Genomic DNA, 22,907 nt, shown 5'->3' with positions numbered 1-22,907 from the left:
TACCAGAAGTGAAGTTTAAAAGTTAACAAACAGGTTAACACTTTAAACTTTTGAAAAATGATAGCCTTACCCAATAACTCCCGACGTTCAGACTTCAATGTTTTCCCGGATAGAATGCAAAAAATCCGCCAGGTCGCGGGTTTTACGGACCACCTTTATACGCGGCGCCGGGTGGTAACCTCACTGAATTTCTGACCGCAGTAAACAGTGGATTTGCATTCATTGTGAGTTTTTAATTAACATTATGGAAATTTGCTGATAGCGAATCTTGTACACAGTCTGTCTTTGTGTGGGTATTTTACTACTTACGGTTTTCCATAATGCTGGAAAAAGATGTTTGGATATATTTAAACTTTCGATATATTTATTGCAATATGAATTATTGAGAATGTAATCTTAACCCTTTAAACCCCAAAAATCACAGTTATGATTAAGAAAGTTATCCCACTCCTGATGCGGGCGGTGGAGATGGAAACCCTGATTATTCAGGTATAGGTGGTGGTGGCGGTGGAGGGGGAACAGGAAGCTCAGTAACAATGATTACGAATAACCTAAAAGCTGGTTGCTTTAGTGATGTAGCGGATAGGGTCACCAGTAAGGGTTGGACAAATAAGATTTCCGATGCTGTCAATAAAATTTTTGGCACATCAAAAAAATACAACATCACATTCTATAATAGAAGTGCTTGGCCTGCCAGCTATCCTAAGTTTCCCGAAGACTATGCAGGTCTTACGTGGGCGCGATATTTTGCGGGAGTGTTAAAAGTTGATGTTTATCTAAATGATATAGCATTAGCAAACGCTTCACAGGAACATATAGCAGCTACTTTGTTACATGAAATTGCTCACGGAATAATAAAATATGAAGGGAAAGACGGTGAAACTAGTGATCACAATGTAATGTACCAGCAATACATTACAGAAATGACAAAAGGTTTGCAGGAAATGTTTCCAGCTATTGACCCATACGATGCTGACGCACTTGCATACGAGGGCTTACTAGAAACTATTTGGGGGGCCGCTTCTTTAAAGGCGTTCCCAATGATGTGGAAAAATAGACAGGATGTATGGAAAGCATACCTGAATGGGACCAAAGGAACTAAATGTAAGTAACCACAATAAAATTGCTATGAAATATCTTAAAGTATTGACAGCTTTTCTCACTGTTTTATTATCATTTAATGTCAGTGCTCAGCATAAAATCACCATTCCTAAAGGGATCGAGAAGGAACTGATGAGAATCGTGGAAAGTGCAGTAGATAGTTCTGAAATGGGTACTCCCCAGATATTCACAATTCATCTAACAATTTCGCCAAACGGATCGGTTGAAAGTGTTTATTTATCTGAAATGGTGAATCCAAGAGTAACGTCAATGATCTCAAATGCAGCAAAGAGAGCTAAAATCAATTGGAAACAATTTTTGCAACAAAACAACATAACTACAAGGGTCCAATTTGTTATTCCAGTCCTTTACTTTGTTGAATTTGATGGTGAACGCACTATTAAGGTTGACGAGTTCATATCAAAGTTCCAAAATGCATTTGGCTTTAAATCCAACGGAATTTTAGATAAAAGCCAGGTGACTGTATTGATGAAACCCTTTGTACATACCAGCGCTATTGTACATTAGGGTTAATTTTGCTTGCTTTCAACAGAGGAACCTGCTTAACACAGTTCCTCTGCTTTTTACAGTATTAGCCGGAGAGTGGCACTTACTCGAAGGCAGATGAACTTTTAAAGTTTAAAAAGCTTCTGGGTCACTCTCATTATACCGGGCGGGCTCGCAGGGGTTTACAAACGAGATGATTTTGAAGGCCGCAGTTATATATGGAGTGGATATTAACTGGCTTTATGGAACTACGCAAACAATGTTGCGTAAAACAGTAAAAGAACCTACGGCCATTGATTTGTTAAAAATGGCTGTAATACAGGTTGATAAAGAGATGCAGCGGAAAGATCGGGGTTAACAGAAAGGTTAACACCGGCTGCAAATAAATATGAATATTATTAAATAATATAACTTTTAAGCGATTCACTTTTAGTATGAATTTTTGGTAATTGGTTCGATCTATTCCCAACTTCGCCTCCTACCCTATCAGAGGAAACAAACAAGCGGTATCGTCACACAAAACAGGTACACAAACCAATGGTAGGTTGTATCATCCTCGCGGGGAGTTCTGTACAGCCAAAGCCGCAGTGCAATACTCCAGTGCCACAACACTTGCAGCAATGCCATTGTCACCAGCAGTTTGTTGCGCATCACATCAGCAAGACCAGCAGATTGCGTAACGAGCACACAGGTATAGATAATCGGGGAAAGGGCTGATAAATGAGCGCTGAGCAGCATCCGGCTGTTTGTATCTCCTATCGCCAGTGGCAATGTTTTCCGGTTCATTAGCCTATCGCCCTCCACGTCGCGGAGGTCTTGCAGTGGAAGACCAAGCCCAGCCCACAGACTGAGCAGGCCGATAAAGTTCCACACCTCCCTGTTTATAGGGCTAATGATACTCCACATAGCCCCCAACAGCATGATCGTACCCAGGGTAATGCAGAAAACATTCTTCAGATACCAATGATTACTGAACCCCCACCGGCAAAGCATCAGGGTAATAACCTGCCAACCGACTGCGAACCAAAATACCTTCAGCCACAAAGCTGCCAGCAGAAACAGGATATTGTAGATAATATTCCTTTTACGGGCAGCAGTTACGGTTAGCAGACCCGTCACAAGTGGGCGATACGGCTTATTGACGCGATCTTCTTCCACGCCTTCCAGCTGGTTGCAAACGCAAAATGTCAGTATGTATAGTATGGCATAGATGATGGAACTGAGCAGTGCAAGCGGGAACTCCGCTAACGGCTTATGATTATAGACGAAGGCCGCGATAAAAGTAAGCAAACAAGGTATAATAGTATCCCAAATGTCATTCTCAATAAACATGAAAATGATACGCACTTCCTTCAGGAAAGCAGTTACTACCATTGATGGGACACGTGACATGGCATAGCACAATCATAATAGAGCCGTTGCTATTAGCTAAATCTAACAAAAATACCTGCGGTTTAACTGTTGTCCCTCGTTTATATTGGTGTATTGCCTGCGGCGTATTTGCAATGAAAATAATCAGTTGGGTTGTTTAAGTACATGCCGCCGGATCGCTGTGGACAGTGCGCTGAACATAAGGGGCTTTACCATATACTCTGCTATGCCCAGTTTCATGTATATTTCTTTGGTATCTGATATGGCGTGCCCTGTTGTAATGATGATAGGAAGTTCTCCAAACTCAGGTGTGCTTTTTATAGCAGCTATAATTTCCTCCCCATCCATATTAGGCATGGTTATATCTGAGAACACAACGTCAGGCCGGGTACGTTCTATTTGTCTAAGTCCGTCATAGCCGTTAGAAGCGATTTCATAACCCAGGCCGACGGTCTCACAGTAGGTGCGCAGTATCGACTGGCTGATCTTATCGTCTTCTATGATCACGGCCTTTAATGCGAGATGTGCAAATTCATTTTCTATAATTTCATCCCCCTCACTATTTTCGCTTACAGGTAAATCATATTGTTCACATGGGAAACTGGCTGTGAAGGCAATCTGGTATCCTACATTGTGAGCCACCAGTCGTCCGCCAAGCTGTGCCAGCAGCGTTTGCACAATAGATAACCCAAGTCCTGTTCCTTCCACAGCATTACGCTCAGAAACATAAGGCTCCATAATATTTTTTAATTCTTCGTCTTTCAGATAACCATTATTGAGTACGGAAATATGGAGCTGCGTAAATATCCAGGATACCCCTACTGTCACTTCAGTGTTCGCCGGGGCGAACTTAACTGCGTTACTCAACAGGTTATTAAGAATTTTTTGCAGGAATACCCCGTCTGTCAGCCCAAACTTCGGCAGGCTTTTATAATTGAGACTTACTGAAAGCTGTTTGTTATACGCAATAAACTGGTTAATCGCAATGCTTTTGCGTATGCAGTCGTAAATATTCACAGGGGCTATCCTGGGTGTTTCCGATGCAGTACCGGCCTCAATTTTGCTTATGTCTAAAGTGTTGTTGAGTCCCTCGCGCAGGTATAGTGCCGCATCCTGCAGATAATCTACATATTCCAATATTTGCTCCTTACTCAAACGATGTTTATTACCGGACACAATTTGTGTAATACCAATAACGGCATTGAGTGGCTGGCGTATTTCGTGACTATTACTGGCTAAAAACTCACGCTTGGCAGTATTGCTGGCCTCCAGCTTATCCACCAGCATTTCCCCTTCCTTTTTCTGTACTGCATTTTGTTGAATGACCGTGAACGTAACAAAACTAAGCAGGATCAACATCCCGATAGAGCAGGCAATGCGGGCGATCAGGAAATCACCTGGATCAAAATAGATTGGCTGAATGAACTCAAGGTAATTGTTTAGTAGCGCCAGTGCAGAAACGATCAACATCAGCGCATAGGCGTAGATACGTACCCGCATTTCCTTGTAAATCAGATAAGCCCCTCCGATCAGAAAGGTTAGCAAAAAGACGGTAATAAATTCTATGGGCATGGCACGCCCCAGTATGCACCCGAAATACAATGCAAAAAAGCAATGTACGAGCAGGGTCGCATGGGCAGCACCATGATAATTTCCTTTGCGGTTTAACAGGATGACACCGTAAAAGCTAAGGCACTCTGCAATAGCCCCTGCGAGGAACGGTATGGAATGCGTCAGAACGAAGAGCAGGCCGCCGACCAGGACAATCATAATGATGGTCAATGCAGCTGCGCTGTTTATTATATAGATCGCTTTTTTTCTTTCGGCAACAGTGACTTGCTCTGTACCCGCATAAAGCAGGTTATGAACAAAGGCAGGCAATGGTATTCTTGTAAGCATACTTTGAGGGTTTTATGTAAGTGCTTAGGGTTGTGTTTATTAAAACGGTGGCAGAGGTTCAACCACCCTATATATAAAACGGGAAAATAGCCATTTTGATTATCCAAAGGGTTAATTCCTTCTAAACATACGGTGCTTGACAATCGCCTGGATTTACAATCTCCCGGTCAGGCAACATTTATATGGATAATTAACCTATTTTACATTAAATAGAAAGAGGGCGCCTCAAAATTACTTTTGAGACACCCTCTTTAGCTTTTATGCACTTAGCAATATTTACTTCACTTCCGCCATTGCTTCTTTATCCTGGCGTTCCCATATCTTATATCTTACTTCGAAGCCATCAGGTACATATACTACAACCGGCAGTTTGCTGTTATATCTTACCAGCTTAGGTTCCGCGATGAATTTCTCTACCAGCTGCTTATCGGGGCAGGCCATCAATGTAGACCTGGTAAGGCCGTTGGAGATGTATTCATAATAAGTGTATCCCCAACCCTTCACATCGCGGGTATTATACTTGCCGATCAGGCCATGATTATTACAATCCACTTTCATCTTTTTACCGGCGAGGATTTCCACCTGGTAATTGTTTTCATCAGCCTTGTTTTCCAGCTGTATCACATAGCGCTTAAACCCTTTCTTCGCTGCCGGGAAGGCTTTCAGTTCCTTTTCGCTGTTCTGTGCAAAGCTGCTGGTGGCTGCCACCAGCAATACCGTAAGAATTGTAATGATCTTTTTCATATGTTATATAAAATTGGTGTCATGAAAATTTTGCAGGGTCTTTGCAATGACCATGCCGCTATTATCAAACAAAGTAATCCGCAAAGGGTTTAACATTTCTTTACAGAGGTGAAAAAAGCCCGGGGAAAAGCCGAAATCAGCTTTTTTCCTGTTGATGCGGGTGATGATCTTGCAGAAAAGATCAGCAATGACAAAATTTTTTAATCCGCAAACAAATACTATCTTAAAAAAAATGATCCCTATGAATATCAAGACTATCCTACTATTCTTCTGTGCATTCCTGCTAGTGTATGCATGTAAGCAGCAGGCCGGCACGGACGCCCGCCATCCGGGATCTGAACGGATACCTCCCGTTTCCCATGAAATCCCGGTAGACGTAGCGAAGAAGTATGTACAGAATTACATTGACAGTAATACCAGGCGGCTTGCTCCCCTTCCCGGCGATACTATTCACAAGTTCAGGTACAATACGCAATGCGTATGGTTCAGCAGAGAGGAGCTGGATACGCTGATGGCCATACTGCACCGCGATGGCGGAGACGGCATACGTTTCTATTTCGCCTCGTATGATCCTTCGTATGAAAATGACACCACCATGCCCCCTGTTTACTGGGGAAAGAACACGCTGATAATGGCTTCCACCAAAAGAGACTCATTAGGATATCAAAGAGATTACTATGATACAACTGCCGGCCCTCTACGGCAGCGGGGGTTTCTGCGGGGTATTGCTGAGGGCATGAATGCCTTCAACCACGGGGAGGTATGTCCCAGGCCGCCGGACTGCAATTCAATTGGCGCAACACTTATTGAACCACTATTACTTCGTAAAAAATGATTCACTTTTTCACTATCAATACTGTCACGGAAATAATATGCCTTCTTACAGGGTTTTTCTGTCTTATCAGGGACAAAGACCCTGTATGGAGGCGTTTTATCCTCTATCTGTTCATCATATGTATCACTGAATTATCCGGCATCTATATCAGGCGGGTTATGCATGTATCCAATGTGTGGGTATACAACATTTTCCAGTTGGCCGAATGTTTCAGTATCAGCCTGTTCTTCTATCATCTTTACCGCCAGTATGTGAATATCAGGAAATGGCTGATTGCGTGGTTGGTTGTCTTTGTGGTAATCTATATAACAGAAGCCACGGATAACCATTTCCAGCGCTTTAATAACGCTACTGCTACCATTATGGCTGTAGCGTTTGTACTGGCCAGCCTGTACTATTTCTATCTGATGCTGAAAGACACCAGGTATCAGTCGCTCGGCTTCTATGCACCTTTCTGGTGGATCAGCGGTGTGTTGTTGTTTTATTTCGGAGGGGTTATCTTCAATATTCTTTTTCAGTATATTGCTGATACGGCGAACTTCCCCTTTTCCATGAGATACATCATCTTCAATATTCTCAATATATTCCTTTACACCAGCTGGTCATACGCTTTTATATGCAGATACCGCCAAAGGATATTGTCCTCCTGATCGGGGTGGTCACTCTTATCTTCCTGATAGCACCGTTGTTTCTTATCTTCTACATCAGCCTTTATAACCGGCGCAAGAAGAAACATACGGAGGAAACGGCGATGTTGAAACAGTCGTTTGAAAATGAGTTGCTGAGATCACAGATGGAAGTACAGGAACAGACATTAAAGACGATTGCCTACGATCTGCACGACAATATCGGGCAGTTACTGGGACTTACCATTATTACCCTTGGATCTGTAAATAGCAGCAACATTGAAAAGACTGCGGAAAAGGTGACCACTGCAGAGGAGCTGGCCAAGAGAGCCCTCAAAGAGGTACGTACGCTTTCGCGGTTGCTTCACGGTGAAGAGCTTATCAGCAGGGGGCTGGCTGCCGCTATCAGCTTTGAGCTGGAGTGGCTGGAACGCTCGCAGGTGTTCCGCATTATTTATAACAATAACGCCGGTACGCTGCCCTCATCATCCGATAAGGAAATCATTATTTTCCGGTTATTCCAGGAACTACTGAACAACTCTGTGCGTCATGCAAAGGCCACCGAGATCAGGATAGACCTTAGTTTTGCCGTCGGTATGCTCACCCTCACGGTGAGCGACAATGGCGCCGGATTTGATCTTGTTGAAACCCTGAAGCTATACAAGGGTATGGGGCTGCAACACCTGTACAAAAGGGCAGGTATGATAGGCGGCCAGGTATCTATTGTAACACAGCCGGGAAACGGCACCACTACTACCATCTCAGTACCCTGTTAATATTCAGTCATGCAATCTGCACCCATACCCATCGCTATCGTTGACGACCATACATTATTCCGCCAGGGACTTATCAGTCTGCTGGCAGAGTTTCCTGAGGTAACCGTTGTATTTGATGCGGCCAACGGCGAAGAAATGAAGCGGAGGCTCTCGGCCGGTCCGCTACCTCAGGTCATTCTCATGGATATTAATATGCCGATGATGGACGGCTATGAAGCCACGCTCTGGGTCAGGCAGCACCACCCTGATATACATGTGCTGGCGCTCAGCATGTTTGAAGATGATCCACCTGTGATAAAGATGCTAAAGAATGGCGCGGGCGGCTACCTGCTGAAAGAATCCAGGACCACTGACCTGGTGCATGCAGTAGTGGCCATCAATGAACAGGGCTTTTACCTGAATGAAAAAGTATCCGTAAAACTATTGCGGAACATACAGGGTAATCCCGCTGCGGGCACGCCATTGGAGCAACTGAGTCAGAATGAGATCCGCTTCCTGCAGCTGTGTTGCTCAGAGCTGACCTATAAGGAGATCGCTGACCAGATGCATCTCAGTCCGCATACAATTGACAACTACCGGCAGGAGCTGTTCCAGAAATTTGATATTAAGTCAAGGACGGGGCTTGCGCTCTTCGCGATTAAACACGAGTTGTTTACTGTGAAGTGAATAATATTATCCTCATTTATTTTTGCCTAAATTCGGGCATCAAACCGGACCACATGAAGCGCTGTTGCTTAATATTAATGGTATTACTGACGGGTAACGTACACGCACAAACGATAGATGCTTATTTACGTAAGATCAGGAACAATACCGCGGCCCTTACCGCTTTCTTTTCACAGATGCCCAAAGGCGGGGATCTGCATCACCATCTTGATGGCTCTGTCTATGCGGAGCATTACTTCGACAATGCTGAGAGAGAGAATCTCTTTATACAACCGCAAACCCTTGTTGTACGCAGAGATACGCCTGTTCCGTTCACCGGCTGGACTACCTTCCGGGAGCTGGCCGCCAAAGGCCAGCTGAGTAAATACCGGCAGCTGTTGCTGCAGAAATGGTCGGTGAAAGACTTCTACCGCGCATCAGGCCCGCCGGACCAGCACTTCTTCGGCACCTTCGGAGACTTCAGCAAACCTTCTGAAAATATGCGGTTAGCCAATATGCTGGACATCAAGCAACGGGCAATTGCGCAGAACGTTTCCTATATCGAGTCTATGATGGAGCGCGTGCACTGCAACATCAGCGTAGATAGTCCGGAAAAGTTCAACGAACAGCTGATCAGCGCCGGTGCGCAACATGATAGCGCCGCCGTAAAGCGTTTGCTGGATGATATGTATCAGCAGCTGCGGCAAAAGAATATTACGGCCAGCGTAGATGCCTACAACGACAGCATTGCGCGCTGGCATCAGCAGCTGCATATTGATGACGCCTCCTTCACGATGCGTTATATGACTTATGCGCTGCGCATTATGCAACCGGCTACGGTGTTCAGGGAGGTGCTCTCCTCTTTTGAAGCGGCGGAGAAAAGCCCGCTTGTGGTGGGTGTCAATATTGTGGCGCCGGAAGACGACCCTGTTTCACTGCGTGATTACTGGCTGCATATGCAGATGTTCCGCTATTGCCATCAGCTATACCCGCATGTAAGGTATTCCCTGCATGCCGGCGAACTGGCACAGGGCATGGTGGCGCCTGAAAACCTGAACTGGCATATCCGGGAAGCGGTGTACACAGCCGGTGCACAGCGCATAGGCCACGGTGCAGATATGGCTTACGAACAGGATGTATACAATCTTCTCCGGTACATGCGCGACCACCAGGTAGCCATAGAGATCAACCTGGTCAGCAACGCTTTTATATTGCAACTGCAAGGCTACCGGCATCCGTTTACACTCTACCGCGATTTCAAAGTACCGATCGTCATCAGTACAGATGATGAAGGTATCCTGCGCACTGATATGACGGCTCAATATGTGATGCTTGCGCAGCATTACCCGGAGCTGAGTTATGCGGAGATCAAGTCTTTTGTGTACAACGGCCTGAAATATTCCTTCATCAAAGAACCTGCGCTGAAACAGCGGTTGCTGGCAGATCTTGACAAACGGTTCTACCTCTTTGAGAAGAACATACAGCTGATAATTAATAATAAATGATGATCATGATGCGGAGGCTAATATTGTCAGGCGTCTTGCTGACGCTTGTTTTGCTGGCGCGGGCACAGCGCCCGTATATTGCTGTGCTGGGCGTTGCACAGGACGGCGGCTATCCGCAGGCGGGTTGTCATAAAGCATGTTGCAGTAAAGCATGGCAGGCGGCATCGTTGCGCAGGCTGGTGAGCTGCATTGCCATAGTGGACCCGGCTGCGGGCCACAGCTGGATGTTTGACGCCACGCCCGATTTCCGCGAGCAGCTGCATCATCTTGAAACCCGTAGCCACACAACCTTGAACGGTATCTTTCTCACACATGGGCATATTGGTCATTACACAGGGCTGATGCAACTTGGCCGTGAGGTGATGGGTGCGAAGGACATGAAAGTATATGCTATGCCGCGCATGCGTTCCTTCCTCTCTTCCAACGGTCCCTGGGATCAGCTGGCGAAGCTGCAGAACATCAGCATACAGCCATTGCGGGCAGACAGCGTGATTGTATTGAATGAACGTATCAAAGTGATCCCTTTTACGGTTCCTCACCGTGACGAGTACACGGAGACTGCAGGCTACAGGATCATTGCCGGCGGAAAGACCATCCTGTTCATTCCGGATATTGATAAATGGGAGAAATGGCAACAGGATATAGATACCGTGATCCAACAGGCTGACTATGCGCTTATAGACGCTACCTTTTTCAAAGACGGAGAGCTGAACAGACCGATGTCTGAAGTACCGCATCCGTTTGTTGAGGAATCTATGAAGCGGTTCGCACACCTGTCAGCCAAAGACAAAAATAAGATCTACTTCATTCACTTCAACCATACCAATCCGGTTTTGCAGCCCAACAGCAGTGCACAAAAAGAAGTGCTTAGCAAAGGCTTCCACCTGGCAGCAGAAGGCAGTATCCTGACGTTGTAATCATCTGGCGGTCAGGAATTCTTCTATCATGGCTGTCACCAGCGGCGTTATTTTACCGGCAGTACGTTGTCTTGTTCCCAGGTAGTCGCCGTGGCCGGCCGTGAGGATGGCGAGCCGTGCATGCGGTATCAGCTGCGACATTTCCAGTGCATGATCTGCGCGTACCGTTTCCTTATCGCCATTAATGATGAGCGCCGGCGACCGGATATTTTTCATATCGGTTACGGGAATATCTTTAAAGTTCTGCATCCGCTGGATGCATTTGTTGAACATAATATGTAATGCTTTCGGATCAGGATTGGCGCGGAGATAATCGTCCCTTCCGGCCTGAGGAAAGCTATCGAAAGAAGCTTTGCGGAGATCATTCCAGAAGGCTGGCGGCATCCCGCTGCGGCTGTAAATGCCGGAGCATAATACGATGTGGTCTACCAGTGCGGTATGACGGATGGCCAGCTGTAGTACCGTAGTAGCCCCGTTGCTGAAACCCAGGAAATCAGCTTTTGCGATGTTCAGCCGTTCCAAAAGTGCAGCTACATCATCGGCGTCCTGTTCGAAGGAGAGCGGCCGGTTGATGTCGTGCGTATGGCCATGCGCCTGCAGCTCCACGGCTATTACTTCGTGATGCCTTGCAAATGAATCGAGCACATGACCAAAGTCGGACGCTATGGTGCTGGTGGCGCCATGTAACAGTACCAGGGGCTTACCAGTCCCGTGAATTTCGTAGTACATGTTAAGGCCATTGATCTTTGCGTAGTGCCCCTGCATCTCCAGGTTAAGGCTTATGCTATTTTGCGCGTGCCCGGACAGGGAGAAAAAAACCAAAACAAGGATCGCCGTAAGCGTTCTAGTCATCATAAGTAATCAGGTTTTTCAAGACCAACTTAGCGGCGTACCCTGATCCGGGCACGGCGCATGTTCGCCAGATTCAAGGGTTGTTGCGGTCGTTCTGGTTTTTCTGACAGTTGTTATTATATGAAACAATCGTACAGGAAGAAGGTTTGATACGGAACAGGTTTAAGTCGATGATTACAGTTTGTTATTTCCCGTATTGTTGCATCCACTTCACTGCTTCGTTGTAGAGCCTTGACCTGTTGGTATTGTCATTAAGCCGGAGGTCGTGTCCGGCGCCCTGGACGCTGATGAATCCGTGAGGAACGCCGCGTGCCGTGAGGACGCTGTCCATAATCAGACCCTGGCGGTAAGGCACAACTGCATCAGCGGTACCGTAAATTAACAATATTGGCAAGGGCTTCACATGACTGACGGGGCTTGCATCCGCATAAGCCGGCGGCACAGGCTGCCCTGGTGTATAGGCTGTGCCTGTGAGTTTACGGACGAATTCTGAGACACCGCTTTTGAGCATGATATTCAGTGTAGCCGTATCTGTTAGATCCGCAGGGCCGGTGAAGTCGACAACTGCATTGATCTTTTCCTTGGCGGTATAGGCGTAGAGTGTGGCAACGTGTCCGCCGGCGCTGATGCCGGTGGTAACGAAGCCGCTGCTCCTGGTATTCCATTCTTTTGCGTGGCTGATACAATACTCCAGGGCATTGGCTGCATCTTCCATGATCTGCGGGTACCGGGTGTCTACGCCATCGGCATAGCGGTGATTGATGCTGGCTACGGCAATACCGCGTTTCAGCAGGGTATCCTGGTAATCGCGTACGTTGTCTTTGCTGCCCGCGACCCATCCGCCGCCATGAATCAGCAATGCAAAGGGTGTGGCGGGGCTTCGGCCGGCGGGGAGATATACATCCATTACATTCCGTGGCCAGTCGCCATAACGTACATCGGACATTTTCTTTTCAGGCAGGCCTTCTACCTGTCCTCCGGCCGGAGAAGGCTTCACCTGGGAGCAGCCATGCAGGAGCCACATGGCAGCAGATAGCAGCATTACTCGATTCATCATGACAAGGTTTTTCAGCGGGGGCTGCGCAGGTCTTTCTTCAGTATCTTTCCACTGGCGGTCATTGGTAAGGATTCCACCAACTCCACGTGTCGTGGATATTTATAGGCAGCAATTCTGTCTTTAGTCCAGGCGATGATCTCTTCTTCTGTGGTGGAGCAGTTCTTCTTCAGCACCACAAAAGCTTTCACCTCCTCTCCCAGTTTTTCGCAGGGCACGCCTACTACGGCTACGAGTGATACGGCTTCATGCTTCATCATCTCCTCTTCCACTTCCCGGGGGTAAACATTTTTACCGCCGCGGATGATCACGTCTTTGATCCGGTCTACAATATAATAAAAACCCTCTTCATCCTTCAGCGCAATATCACCCGAATGGAGCCAGCCGTCTGTCATCACTTCTGCAGTGGCTTCCGGTTTTTTATAATAGCCTTTCATTACATTATGACCACGGTACCACAGTTCGCCTCTTTCGCCGGGAGGTGACGGGTGGCCGTTTTCATCTGCGATCATTACTTCGATGCCCCTGGCAGCAATACCGATAGATCCGGGTCTGCGGCCGTAGTCCAGGTAATTAAAGGTCACTATCGGGGAGCCTTCGCTCATGCCGTATCCTTCGAGTACCGGCATATCAAAGCGGGCTTCAAACTCCTGCAATACCTTGAGTGGCAGCGAGGCGCCACCGGAAATGCATAAACGAAGATGCCGGGCCAGGAGGTTGTCGTCGATGTCTTCCGGCTTGCAGTGCAGGAGGCTCCAGTACATGGACGGTACGCCGGAGAAGATGGTAACCTCGTGTTTCAGGAATAACCGTAATACGAGCTCCGGCTCAAACCTGGGCACCAGGATGCTGGATACGGCATAGTATATACTGGCATTCATCTGCACTGTCATGGCAAATATATGGAACATGGGCAGCGCGATCAGTTGTACATCTGCAGGGGTCAGCTGCTGTATCTCTGCGGCCACCGAAGCGTTGAGCCAGAGGTTGGCATGTGACAGTTCGGCGCCTTTGGGCTGGCCGGTGGTACCGGAGGTATAAATGATGGCGGCGGTATCATCCGACTGTGTTCTTACCGTGTTAAATACGGGTGGCTCCTGTGCAATCAGGGTTTCCAATGTGGCCACGCCGGGGATATCTGCGGGCATCCCGTATTGTGGCATGATCATATAAAATAAGGTACAAGCGGGTACGCTGTTGAACGCATCCCAGCCATACTTTCCCATAGGCAGCTCCGGAGTGCCGGTATAGCAGAAGAATGCCTTTGCATCGCTATCTGCCAGCTGGTAGGCAATTTCATCCTTCTTTAATAAAATATTGACAGGCACCACGACGGCGCCTGCCTTGAGAATTCCAAAATATGCCACAGGAAAAAAGACGTTATTGAGACAGTTGAGCGCTACTTTGTCGCCGGGTCTGATACCTGCTTTCACCAGGCCATTGGCAACGCGGTTGGCCTCTTCATTGAGCGTACCGAAGGTAAACGTAAGCCCGCCGCCGGTGAAGGCCGGCCTGGAGGGATACCGGGTAGCACTGCTTTCCAGTATAAGGGACAGATTAATCATACATGCAGATTTAAAACTGCCCTAACGTGGAAGCTGCTGCAATATGCGGTTTCCGGTGATTCAGGCAATATTGAAAAAGGAATGGTGTGATACGGAACGGGAATTTATTTTGTGTGACTTTGTCTGTCTGCCTGCGGCGTAACGCCATAATAACGCTGATACAGTTCTGCGAAATGTCCTCTGTTGGAGTATCCCAGGCGGTTGCAGATCTCCCCCACGGGCAGGTCTGTTCCGGTGATCAGCCGGCAGGCCTCTTCCAGTCGCGCTTTGATCACATACTGCCTTACAGGTAGTCCGAATACTTTGCGGAATCCTTTCTTCAGGTCACATTCATTCAATCCTGTTTTTCTGCTGAGCTTACGAATGGATGGCGGTTCTGCCAGGCTGCGGTCCAGCAGTAGCTTTGCCGTATGGAGGCAATCCAGCTGGTAATCGCTGATCCCTTCGAAGTGCCGGCGGATGTCTGTTTTGTTGAGGAAGGCAATCCAGTAATGAATGAACTCGAGCATTCTTCCTTCCAGCAACATGGCGTTTCCCCTGTCTTCATAATTGATCCCGAACAGGGGATTCCAGAGGCTGCAAATGTCTTTATCCTCCTTGTATTTTTCAAGGCAGCCGGTGAGCGAATGTTTGTCTTTGGTCAGATATTTTTCAGGAATGAATATCCGCATTCCGTCTACTTCAGTGGTATCAAATTCAAAGCGGCTATATCCTTCCAGGGCGGCGGATTGTACTTCTCCGTCGGCGCTCAGGCGGAAATCGATCATGTCTTTCTTGCCCACGGGGTCGCAGGAATAAAAGGTAGTACGTTCCCGGAATTTCCATCTGCCTCTGAAAAAGTGAATGTCATTCCGGGCATATAACTGTAATGATCCGACGCCCATTTGACCGGGGACAACGAGATGACGCGCATTCCAGTCGTCTTTGCTGGTAAAGCCATAATTACTGATCAGTGCTCGGGTAAAACTTGCAGGGTTAATATAAGGCACGTTCAGTTCCATACAGTGCGTGTAATAAGCAGTTAACTTCTGGTTGATCTTTTTGATGTTTCAGCTTGCTCCATTTGTAATATAATTATTTTATTGATTTTCCATTGTTAAATCTGTCGCGCTGATAAATTGATTAGCTCAGGCAGGCGTAAATCCCATGTACATCGGGAAAGCTAATACTATTATGCTCCGGGGTATCGTAAAGGCTGACAACTGATAAAAGCAGAAGGTCTCCGTTATAGCGGAGACCTTCTTGTTGATTACTGTCCTATGGTCAGGATAAATATCCCTACCCCTTTATATATTGTCATAGATGTTATATGAATAGATATTGCTAATCTCCCAACCTGATGCCTGATATTTTCAGGGAGACTAGCTTTAACAAAGATACGCTTCGCATATCCATATTTCATAACGTATAAATACGCATTATATGTAGTAGAAATACTTATTTATTTTTCCGGGGGTAATTTTTATCCCTTGTTTCATGCTTGCAGGGACACTGTCGAAATATTTAAAGTACGCCTTTAACTGGAGGAAGGCAGGGAGTAGCCCCTTGGATGGCATAGGTTAAAATAATCAGAGTCGCTTCCGCAGCGACTCTGATCTTTTTTTGGGGTTAACAGATTACCCGATGAATGTCCCCGGCCGCGGGGTGCGGAGCACGGGGGTGTTGTAGCCTGTAAATGTATGGCTGGCTGTGAGACAGCTCAGGGACAGCTTTGCTGATGCATTCACTATTATTAGTCGGGCAATGGTATGCGGAGGGAAACATGTTTTTTATTTTATTTCCTTATTTGAGAATATTAGTATTTTTTGTAAATTGGAATCAAACGTTTTCCTGTCTTTTATTCACTTTATGATACCCCCATCAGCATACAGTGGCCAGGAGCAAGCTATACTTGCCGGGTTGCAACTGGGAGGCTCGCCCCGACGCACGTATGAAGAGCAACTATACAGACTGTTTTACTACCTGATCGGCGAAGGTATCCGGAAATACCATCTCACCGAAGAAGACAGCTCCAGTGCCTATTCCGATACGATTATCAGTGTGATAGACAATATTGTCCACGGCCGTTTTGAAGGACGGGCATCTCTCAAATCATATACTTATCAGATTTTTTCCAACAAATGTGTTGACATCAGGCGAAAAACTTCGACTAATAGGGAAAAGGTACATCAGACACATAGCCTGGATGCGCTTGTTGGCATGTTGCCGGACAATGCCCGTAACGTGGTGCAACAACTGATCGACAACAATAAACGCACACTGTTGCAGCAATGCCTGCGGGAAATAGGCGAGAAATGTAAGCAGATGCTGTTGTTGTTTGAAGACGGTTACAGCGACAAAGAGATTGCCACCCTGCTGGAATATAATTCCCCTGACGTGGTAAAGGTTAGCAGACGCCGATGCATGGAAAAACTGAAAGAAAAAATGCTGCCCTTCAATCATTATTATGAGTGAAACACTACACTACATAGAAGACTATTTCACCGGCGCGCTTTCGCCGGAAGAAAAGCTGGCGTTTGAACAGCGCTGTACCAGCGACCAGGCGTTTGCACAGGACGTGGCGTTTTATATCAGCGCGCGGAGTATGCTCCGGGAAGAGCTGCATGAACTGAAGCGGCAGCAGTTCTCCCTATTGAAGCCAGCGCCGGCACCGGTGAAGCGGATACGCGCCATCATGCCTTACCTGGCTGCCGCCGTGATAGCAGGCGTGTTCATCACGCTGGGCTGGTGGTTCTTTTTCAGGGCCCCATCCACACAACAAATGGCGACCCGCTATATTGATGCGCACCTGCAACAGCTGAGTGTAACGATGCATAGTGGCAGCGACAGCATTCAAAGTGGTATCAACGCCTACAACAACAAGGATTACCAACACGCAACGGCTATATTCAGCCGGCTTAGTACACAGGAAGCGACAGCAGCAGATGCCACCAGGTATCTCGGCCTTGTTTACCTTGCCACCGGTCAGTACGACCAAGCTATAGTACAGTTCAATGCATTGATGCAATTTCCGCTGTACGCCAATCCCGGTCCTTTCTATAAAGCCCTTGCACTGATGAAGCGCAATGGCTCCGGTGACCGGCAACTGGCAAAAGCGTTACTGGAAGAAGTGCGTGATAAGCAGCTTCCAGGCTCCAGGCAGGCTACTCAATGGCTTAAAAATATGTAATCATGAAAAGAAGAAACCCCATTTTACTGATAGTGATTATTATAATCATTATCATTCTGCTGCTGCTGCGGTATTGCTCCTCCTGTTCCGGTCACGTCAAACCACAGAAAGACTCGCTGGTTCAATACAAACTCCCGGAATATTATCCGGACCAGCTGGTCGTGCTGTTCAACAAAAAACCATCTGCTTCACTGATCAATAAGATCAAAGGCGATATAAAGGACAGTCTGGGCACAGAGATAGATACTGCGGGTATCACTGTTGCTACCTGCAGCAACTGTGGCACCGGCTTCTACATGGAGCTATGGAAAGCAAAGAACATACATTCCTATCTGCATGCAGAACCGGTACAGGGCGGCACACATACTGATAATACCAAGACAGTGGGCGATACCATTGTTACTATGTTCAGGAACTATAAGATGAAGATCTCCCCCGGCAATGGCAAAGATCCCAATCAATATACACTTGTACCCTCCGACCGGATTCAGCATACTAAAGATACCGTCACCGTAGCATTGCTGGATTCAGGGCTGGATACTTCCATCAATAATATCAAAACTTACCTGTGGAGGAATGTGAAAGAATCCGGTAATAACAGGGATGATGATAGCAACTGTCTTACAGATGATGAATACGGATGGAATTTTGTTGACACTACCGGCAACATTAACGACGATGCGCCTGACAAACATGGAACGCATGTAGCTATGTTCATCATTAACGAATTCCAGCGGGAGCGTACCAATAACCTGAAGCTCATGGTGTTGAAGACGCATGACCGCAACTCAGAAGGTAGCCTGTTCAACGTGATATGCGCGATGTTGTATGCAGCAGACCACCATGCCAATGTCATCAATGCCAGCTGGGGCTTCTACAGCAATTTCCCCCCGTTACCTGATGGCGGAAAAACAGGCTATGAACCGCTCGACTCTATCATCACACAGGTAATGGCATCCAAAGGCATTCTGTTTGTAACAGCCGCCGGTAACAGGATGGCGTCGGAAGATGAAAAAGCAGAAAAGGCCGGCATTGCAGTAGCTGATCTGCGTAATCTGAAAAAACGCAACTTCTTCCCTGCCTGCTTTGCCACTAACGGTAATAATGTGATAGCAGTAACGACTGTTACCGATACAGCTGTTAGTCCTACACAGAATTATTCTTCAGAATATGTTGATCTTGGCGTACTGGGGGACCGGTTTACGGATGGCTTCCTGATGTTCAAGGTACCGCTGATGCCGGGTGAAGCATATGTTTCCGGCAGCTCTTACGCTACCGGTATAGTTACCGGCAGAATTGCAGCCGGCAGCCCCACGTATATGTACAATCCGCGCAGGGGCGGCAATGCTTACAACAAGACACCTTTCTTCCAGGCGCTTGGCGGCGGGCTGCAACGTTCTGCGGCGCTCAGGGATAAAGCTGAAGTAAAAGATGGAAATTATATAAAGCACCGATAAAAAATATGCACCAACGCGTGCAACTATACTTACGGAAAAAGGCGCTCTGCATACTGCTGACACTGTACGGCTGTGTGCAGGGGGCTTTTTATGTACATGCGCAATGCCCTACCCCTGCTGTGTTCATGGACAGCATCCTCCGTATTGAGCAAAGCGATGCTGCCAGAGCGGTAAAGATCACGCAGCTGCAAACGCTACTTGCCAAGAACAGGCAATGCACTGCGGTAAAAGACAGCATCTATGCACGCATCATGCACCGGTTGGGCGACCTGTATCATTTTGAGGGTGACTGGTCCAAAGCGATCGGTTATACCAAAGAAGCGGTGGATGTGAACAGTCATAGCAAAGCGGCGCTGAAGCCGTTTCTTGTCAACAGTTATTACAATCTCGCTGTATTCTACAGCCAGCTGCATCTGTATGCAGAAGCGCATCATTATTACGACAGCTGCATACTGGCGGCCATGCCTTATCCCGGAAAACTTCCGATTGCGCTGCTGGCCTTTGAGAACAAGTCATTTAATTACTATGAAACCGGCGACTATCAGCAAGGCGCCGAGACGGCAGATCTTGGCGTGCTGGTGGCACGGAGTATAAATGACACCCTGGCCGGGGTGAAGCTGCTGGTGCAAAAGGCGCAATCGTTGTCTTCTATTAATGACACTGCCGGTGCAAGAACGGCCATCGATGCTGCCCTGGAGATGCTGCCCTCCCAGGCGCCGGTATTGGATAAAGCCAATTGCTATGCGGCTTATGCGGGTATCCTGGGTAAAGAGAGAAAATACAGGGACGCCATCGCCTACTATCAACGGGCATTGGCTGCCAACCGCAGTATACAGTGGTGGGATCTTTGCGCCAGAAATCTGATTGACCTGGGTAATCTCTATTCAGGCGCAATGAAAGACGGCGTAAAGGCCATGCGTTGCTACCAGGAAAGCGTCCGCTATGCGGAGAAATCAGGCGACCCTTACCTACTGGCAGGCGTCTGCAACAACATCGGCTACGGATACTGGACTCAGCACCAGAGCAGGAAAGCGCTGTCGTTTTATCAAAAGGCGCTCAACACGTTGCCGATGCACTTCAGCGATACTTCCCTGCGGAGCAATCCCGGTTATGACCTGTTGCGTAATGCCGCCAATGATTACCTCGTGTTCACCTTTCTGGCCAACAAAGGCGAATCGTTGCTGGCTCTCTTCAAGGAAACACGCGACAGCTCCTGGCTGCGTTATGCCCTCAGCACCTTCCGCACAGCAGACTTCACGGTGGATATGATGCGCTGGAAACAGTATGGCGAGCCCTCCCTTCTCTTCTGGCGCAACCGCACGCGGAAGATGTACGAACTGGCTGTTGAAACCTGCTACCTGCTGCACGATGCGCCTGCTGCTTTCCGTTTCTTTGAAAAAAGCAGGGCAGTGTTGCTCAATGATAAACTGAATGAGCTGGGCGCCCGGCGGTATTTATCTCCCGCAGACATTGCAAAGGAACAGGCATTGCGCATACAGATCGTTGCGTTGCAACAACAGCTGAATACCGTAGCTGCAGAGACACCCAGCTGGCAGCAGTACCAGCGGCAACTGCTCAATGCGCGCAGTGACCTGGAAAAATTTATCCGGAATCTTGAGAAAGAGCACCCGGCTTATTATCAGTATAAATATGATACTGCCGTATTAACTGTAGCGGACATACGAAAAAACCTGTTGCAGGATGGGAAGACGCTGGTGGAATACTTTACCACCGATAGCAGCGTGTTTATCCTTTCGGTGTCTGCCAATGCCTGTTCCCTGCATCGGACAACCTTCAACCCGAAAGACCTGGACGAACTGGTACAGCTATGTACCAACGCCACCATGCTCAGCCCGCAACATGAACGTTACTGCGTACTGGCATACCAGTTATACCGCCAGTGGTTTGCACCGCTACCTATTACAGGCAGCCGTATCATTATCTCCCCGGATGAATACCTGATACCTTTCGAAGCCCTGCTATCCGACAGCACCGACCAGATGAGTTATCTTATCAAACGATATGCCTTCAGTTACACCTATGCGGCCAGATCGCTGATGAAGCCGCATCCCGTTACCCAATATGGCAGCCATGACCTGCTGGGCATTGCGCCGGTGCATTATGCCGCGTATCTGCAACAGTCGGCGTTGAATGGCGCAGACCAATCGCTGGGGAACATCCGTAAAAGTTACGGCACATCGTTATGCCTGACAGATGCTTCTGCTACGAAGCAACGCTTCCTTACCGAGCTGCCCCGCAGCCGGGTGGTACAGCTATACTCCCATGCCAGCGCGAGCGGACCGGACAAGGAACCGGTGCTGTACCTGGCAGATTCTGCGCTGCGCCTACCAGAAATACAACTGTTGCAGGATTCTGTTACGTCGCTGATCATCCTCTCTACCTGCGAAGCAGGCCTTGGCCGGCATGCAGGAGGCGAAGGCGTATTAAGCCTCGCACGCGGCTTTGCACTCACCGGCATTCCCTCTATCCTCACTACATTGTGGCAGATCGATAATGAGGCCACTTATGAGCTGACAGAAAGTTTTCACCAGCACCTTGATCAGGGGTTGGAGAAAGACGTAGCATTACAACAGGCCAAACTCCGGTTCCTGGAGAACAATGATAAAGGCAGCCTCCTGCCTTACTATTGGGCCGCGAGTATATTATTCGGAGAAACCGCTCCCCTTCCACCATCCGGTACAACCGGCAGCCACACCGGTTTTCTGATCACTGCCGCATTGATCGCAGCCGCGCTGCTGCTGATTCTTCTCTTCTATAAAAAATCGAAATAAGCGCTGTTTCCCTTTCGCACCAGTATTGCGACTAATATGAATAACCCACTGGGAAACATTTTTCATTTCAAAACACTATTAACATACGTCTGTACTATTATCCAAAGAAAAACAGGTCGAAGGAACAAATGGAAGGAACCCTATCTGTATAGTTATACGACCATCTGAACCCGGGAAGAACTACACCAGATCATCCTTTGATTGGGTTGCCGGGATTATTTCTCCATGCATAAAAAACCACTACTATGGCAAAGAAGATAAAAGCCGCTTCACCGGCTACATTCAAATCAGGCTGGTTGCCTGACCTTCCCGATGCCAGGGACTTCCTGTATGCAGCGCCTTTAAAAATCATGCAAAAGCTGCCTGCAAAAGTCGACCTGCGCAAAGACTGTCCTCCTGTTTACCACCAGGGAAATCTGGGAAGCTGTACGGCCAATGCATTAGGTGCTGCTTTTGAATTTGGAAAAACGAAGGCAAAGAAGAAAGCGTTCCTTCCGTCCCGGCTTTTCCTTTACTACAATGAGCGGGTGATCATGAACACTGTGAACTCCGACAGCGGCGCCTTTCTGCGTGACGGTATAAAATCGTTGAACAAGGAAGGCGTGTGTCCTGAGGCAGACTGGACTTACGACGACAACAATGCACCCGGGGCAAAGTTCACACAAAAACCACCCCAGAGTTGTTACACGGCAGCATTGAAGAATCAGATCTTATCTTATTGGCGCGTGCCTGTAAACCTCAATTCTGTAAAGGGTTGCCTGGCAGAAGGGTATCCTTTTTCATTTGGCTTCACTGTTTACGATAGTTTCCTTAGCCCATCAGTAGCCAAAACGGGGATCATGCCTATGCCCGACATTGCCAAAGAAAGTGTTCGCGGCGGGCATGCAGTACTGGCTGTTGGCTATAACGATACCAGGCAGGCAATACTGGTAAGAAACTCCTGGGGACCGGGCTGGGGCATTAAAGGGTATTTCTGGATGCCCTACGCGCACATTTCCAGCCCGGCTTATTGCGGCGACTTCTGGACCATACGTTCTGTAGAATAAACATTATCAAAACAAATCTTACATCTTAAAGTGGAGTATGCCGAAA

20 protein-coding genes are annotated in these 22,907 nt (G+C 47.6%); 13 read left to right on the top strand and 7 right to left on the bottom strand.

What is annotated here, in order from left to right:
- Window positions 1-536: 536 nt before the first annotated feature.
- A complete protein-coding gene (locus VM802_RS20215; RefSeq protein WP_325533913.1) occupies window positions 537-1,112 on the top strand; it encodes a hypothetical protein in 576 nt (191 codons plus the stop codon).
- A 16-nt stretch (window positions 1,113-1,128) separates the two neighbouring features.
- The gene (locus tag VM802_RS20210) at window positions 1,129-1,629 is read left to right on the top strand and encodes a hypothetical protein (RefSeq protein WP_325533911.1); all 501 of its coding nucleotides are present in this window, start codon (window positions 1,129-1,131) and stop codon (window positions 1,627-1,629) included.
- Window positions 1,630-2,094: 465 nt separating this feature from the next.
- Here VM802_RS20210 and VM802_RS20205 read toward each other — a convergent pair whose 3' ends face one another.
- The 3 genes from VM802_RS20205 to eco all read right to left on the bottom strand — a co-directional run bounded on the left by VM802_RS20205 (window position 2,095) and on the right by eco (window position 5,622).
- Window positions 2,095-3,000, bottom strand: coding sequence for a UbiA family prenyltransferase (locus VM802_RS20205; RefSeq protein WP_325533909.1), 906 nt, complete (start codon window positions 2,998-3,000; stop codon window positions 2,095-2,097).
- Window positions 3,001-3,123: 123 nt separating this feature from the next.
- A complete protein-coding gene (locus tag VM802_RS20200; RefSeq protein ID WP_325533907.1) occupies window positions 3,124-4,878 on the bottom strand; it encodes an ATP-binding response regulator in 1,755 nt (584 codons plus the stop codon).
- Window positions 4,879-5,154: 276 nt separating this feature from the next.
- Window positions 5,155-5,622: a serine protease inhibitor ecotin gene (gene eco / locus VM802_RS20195; RefSeq protein WP_325533905.1), complete on the bottom strand. Its 468-nt coding sequence runs from the start codon at window positions 5,620-5,622 to the stop codon at window positions 5,155-5,157.
- 241 nt (window positions 5,623-5,863) lie between these two features.
- On the opposite strand from eco, the gene VM802_RS20190 reads away from it, so the two are divergent.
- The 6 genes from VM802_RS20190 (at window position 5,864) to VM802_RS20165 (ending at window position 10,926) form a co-directional block, all read left to right on the top strand.
- On the top strand, window positions 5,864-6,457 hold the full coding sequence (locus tag VM802_RS20190; RefSeq protein WP_325533903.1) for a hypothetical protein: 594 nt from the start codon (window positions 5,864-5,866) through the stop codon (window positions 6,455-6,457).
- Between the two features lie 158 nt (window positions 6,458-6,615).
- Window positions 6,616-7,107 carry a hypothetical protein gene (locus VM802_RS20185; protein WP_325533901.1) on the top strand — a complete coding sequence of 164 codons (492 nt, stop codon included), beginning with the start codon at window positions 6,616-6,618 and terminating at the stop codon, window positions 7,105-7,107.
- Complete coding sequence (locus VM802_RS20180) at window positions 7,074-7,859, top strand: sensor histidine kinase (protein WP_325533899.1); 786 nt, start codon at window positions 7,074-7,076, stop codon at window positions 7,857-7,859. Before VM802_RS20185 ends, VM802_RS20180 begins: the two co-directional genes overlap by 34 nt.
- 9 nt (window positions 7,860-7,868) lie before the next feature.
- A complete protein-coding gene (locus tag VM802_RS20175; RefSeq protein ID WP_325533898.1) occupies window positions 7,869-8,525 on the top strand; it encodes a response regulator transcription factor in 657 nt (218 codons plus the stop codon).
- A gap of 53 nt (window positions 8,526-8,578) precedes the next feature.
- Window positions 8,579-10,009, top strand: a complete 1,431-nt coding sequence (locus VM802_RS20170; protein ID WP_325533896.1) for a hypothetical protein — start codon at window positions 8,579-8,581, stop codon at window positions 10,007-10,009.
- A gap of 5 nt (window positions 10,010-10,014) precedes the next feature.
- The gene (locus tag VM802_RS20165) at window positions 10,015-10,926 is read left to right on the top strand and encodes an MBL fold metallo-hydrolase (protein WP_325533894.1); all 912 of its coding nucleotides are present in this window, start codon (window positions 10,015-10,017) and stop codon (window positions 10,924-10,926) included.
- On the opposite strand, the gene VM802_RS20160 is transcribed toward VM802_RS20165, so the two are convergent.
- From VM802_RS20160 to VM802_RS20145, 4 genes are all read right to left on the bottom strand, one after another.
- Window positions 10,927-11,781 (bottom strand): alpha/beta fold hydrolase, encoded by an 855-nt coding sequence (locus tag VM802_RS20160; protein WP_325533892.1) that lies wholly within the window; start codon window positions 11,779-11,781, stop codon window positions 10,927-10,929.
- 181 nt (window positions 11,782-11,962) lie between these two features.
- Window positions 11,963-12,835: an alpha/beta hydrolase fold domain-containing protein gene (locus tag VM802_RS20155; RefSeq protein ID WP_325533890.1), complete on the bottom strand. Its 873-nt coding sequence runs from the start codon at window positions 12,833-12,835 to the stop codon at window positions 11,963-11,965.
- An 11-nt stretch (window positions 12,836-12,846) separates the two neighbouring features.
- On the bottom strand, window positions 12,847-14,397 hold the full coding sequence (locus tag VM802_RS20150; protein ID WP_325533888.1) for a long-chain-fatty-acid--CoA ligase: 1,551 nt from the start codon (window positions 14,395-14,397) through the stop codon (window positions 12,847-12,849).
- Between the two features lie 104 nt (window positions 14,398-14,501).
- Window positions 14,502-15,398 (bottom strand): helix-turn-helix domain-containing protein, encoded by an 897-nt coding sequence (locus VM802_RS20145; protein WP_325533886.1) that lies wholly within the window; start codon window positions 15,396-15,398, stop codon window positions 14,502-14,504.
- An 847-nt stretch (window positions 15,399-16,245) separates the two neighbouring features.
- Here VM802_RS20145 and VM802_RS20140 point away from each other — a divergent pair.
- The 5 genes from VM802_RS20140 (at window position 16,246) to VM802_RS20120 (ending at window position 22,861) form a co-directional block, all read left to right on the top strand.
- Window positions 16,246-16,851 (top strand): RNA polymerase sigma factor, encoded by a 606-nt coding sequence (locus VM802_RS20140; protein WP_325533884.1) that lies wholly within the window; start codon window positions 16,246-16,248, stop codon window positions 16,849-16,851.
- Entirely contained in the window at window positions 16,844-17,566 is a 723-nt protein-coding gene (locus tag VM802_RS20135) for a hypothetical protein (RefSeq protein WP_325533882.1), read from the top strand. The genes VM802_RS20140 and VM802_RS20135 overlap by 8 nt, the downstream gene beginning before the upstream one ends.
- Before the next feature lie 2 nt (window positions 17,567-17,568).
- The gene (locus VM802_RS20130; protein ID WP_325533881.1) at window positions 17,569-19,023 is read left to right on the top strand and encodes a S8 family serine peptidase; all 1,455 of its coding nucleotides are present in this window, start codon (window positions 17,569-17,571) and stop codon (window positions 19,021-19,023) included.
- A 17-nt stretch (window positions 19,024-19,040) separates the two neighbouring features.
- Window positions 19,041-21,815, top strand: coding sequence for a CHAT domain-containing protein (locus VM802_RS20125; protein WP_325533879.1), 2,775 nt, complete (start codon window positions 19,041-19,043; stop codon window positions 21,813-21,815).
- A gap of 245 nt (window positions 21,816-22,060) precedes the next feature.
- Entirely contained in the window at window positions 22,061-22,861 is an 801-nt protein-coding gene (locus VM802_RS20120) for a C1 family peptidase (RefSeq protein WP_325533877.1), read from the top strand.
- Window positions 22,862-22,907 lie beyond the last annotated feature (46 nt).

The sequence above is a fragment of the Chitinophaga sp. genome (assembly GCF_035538455.1).
Lineage (GTDB): Bacteria > Bacteroidota > Bacteroidia > Chitinophagales > Chitinophagaceae > Chitinophaga.
This window is presented reverse-complemented; position numbering and strand designations above follow the sequence as displayed.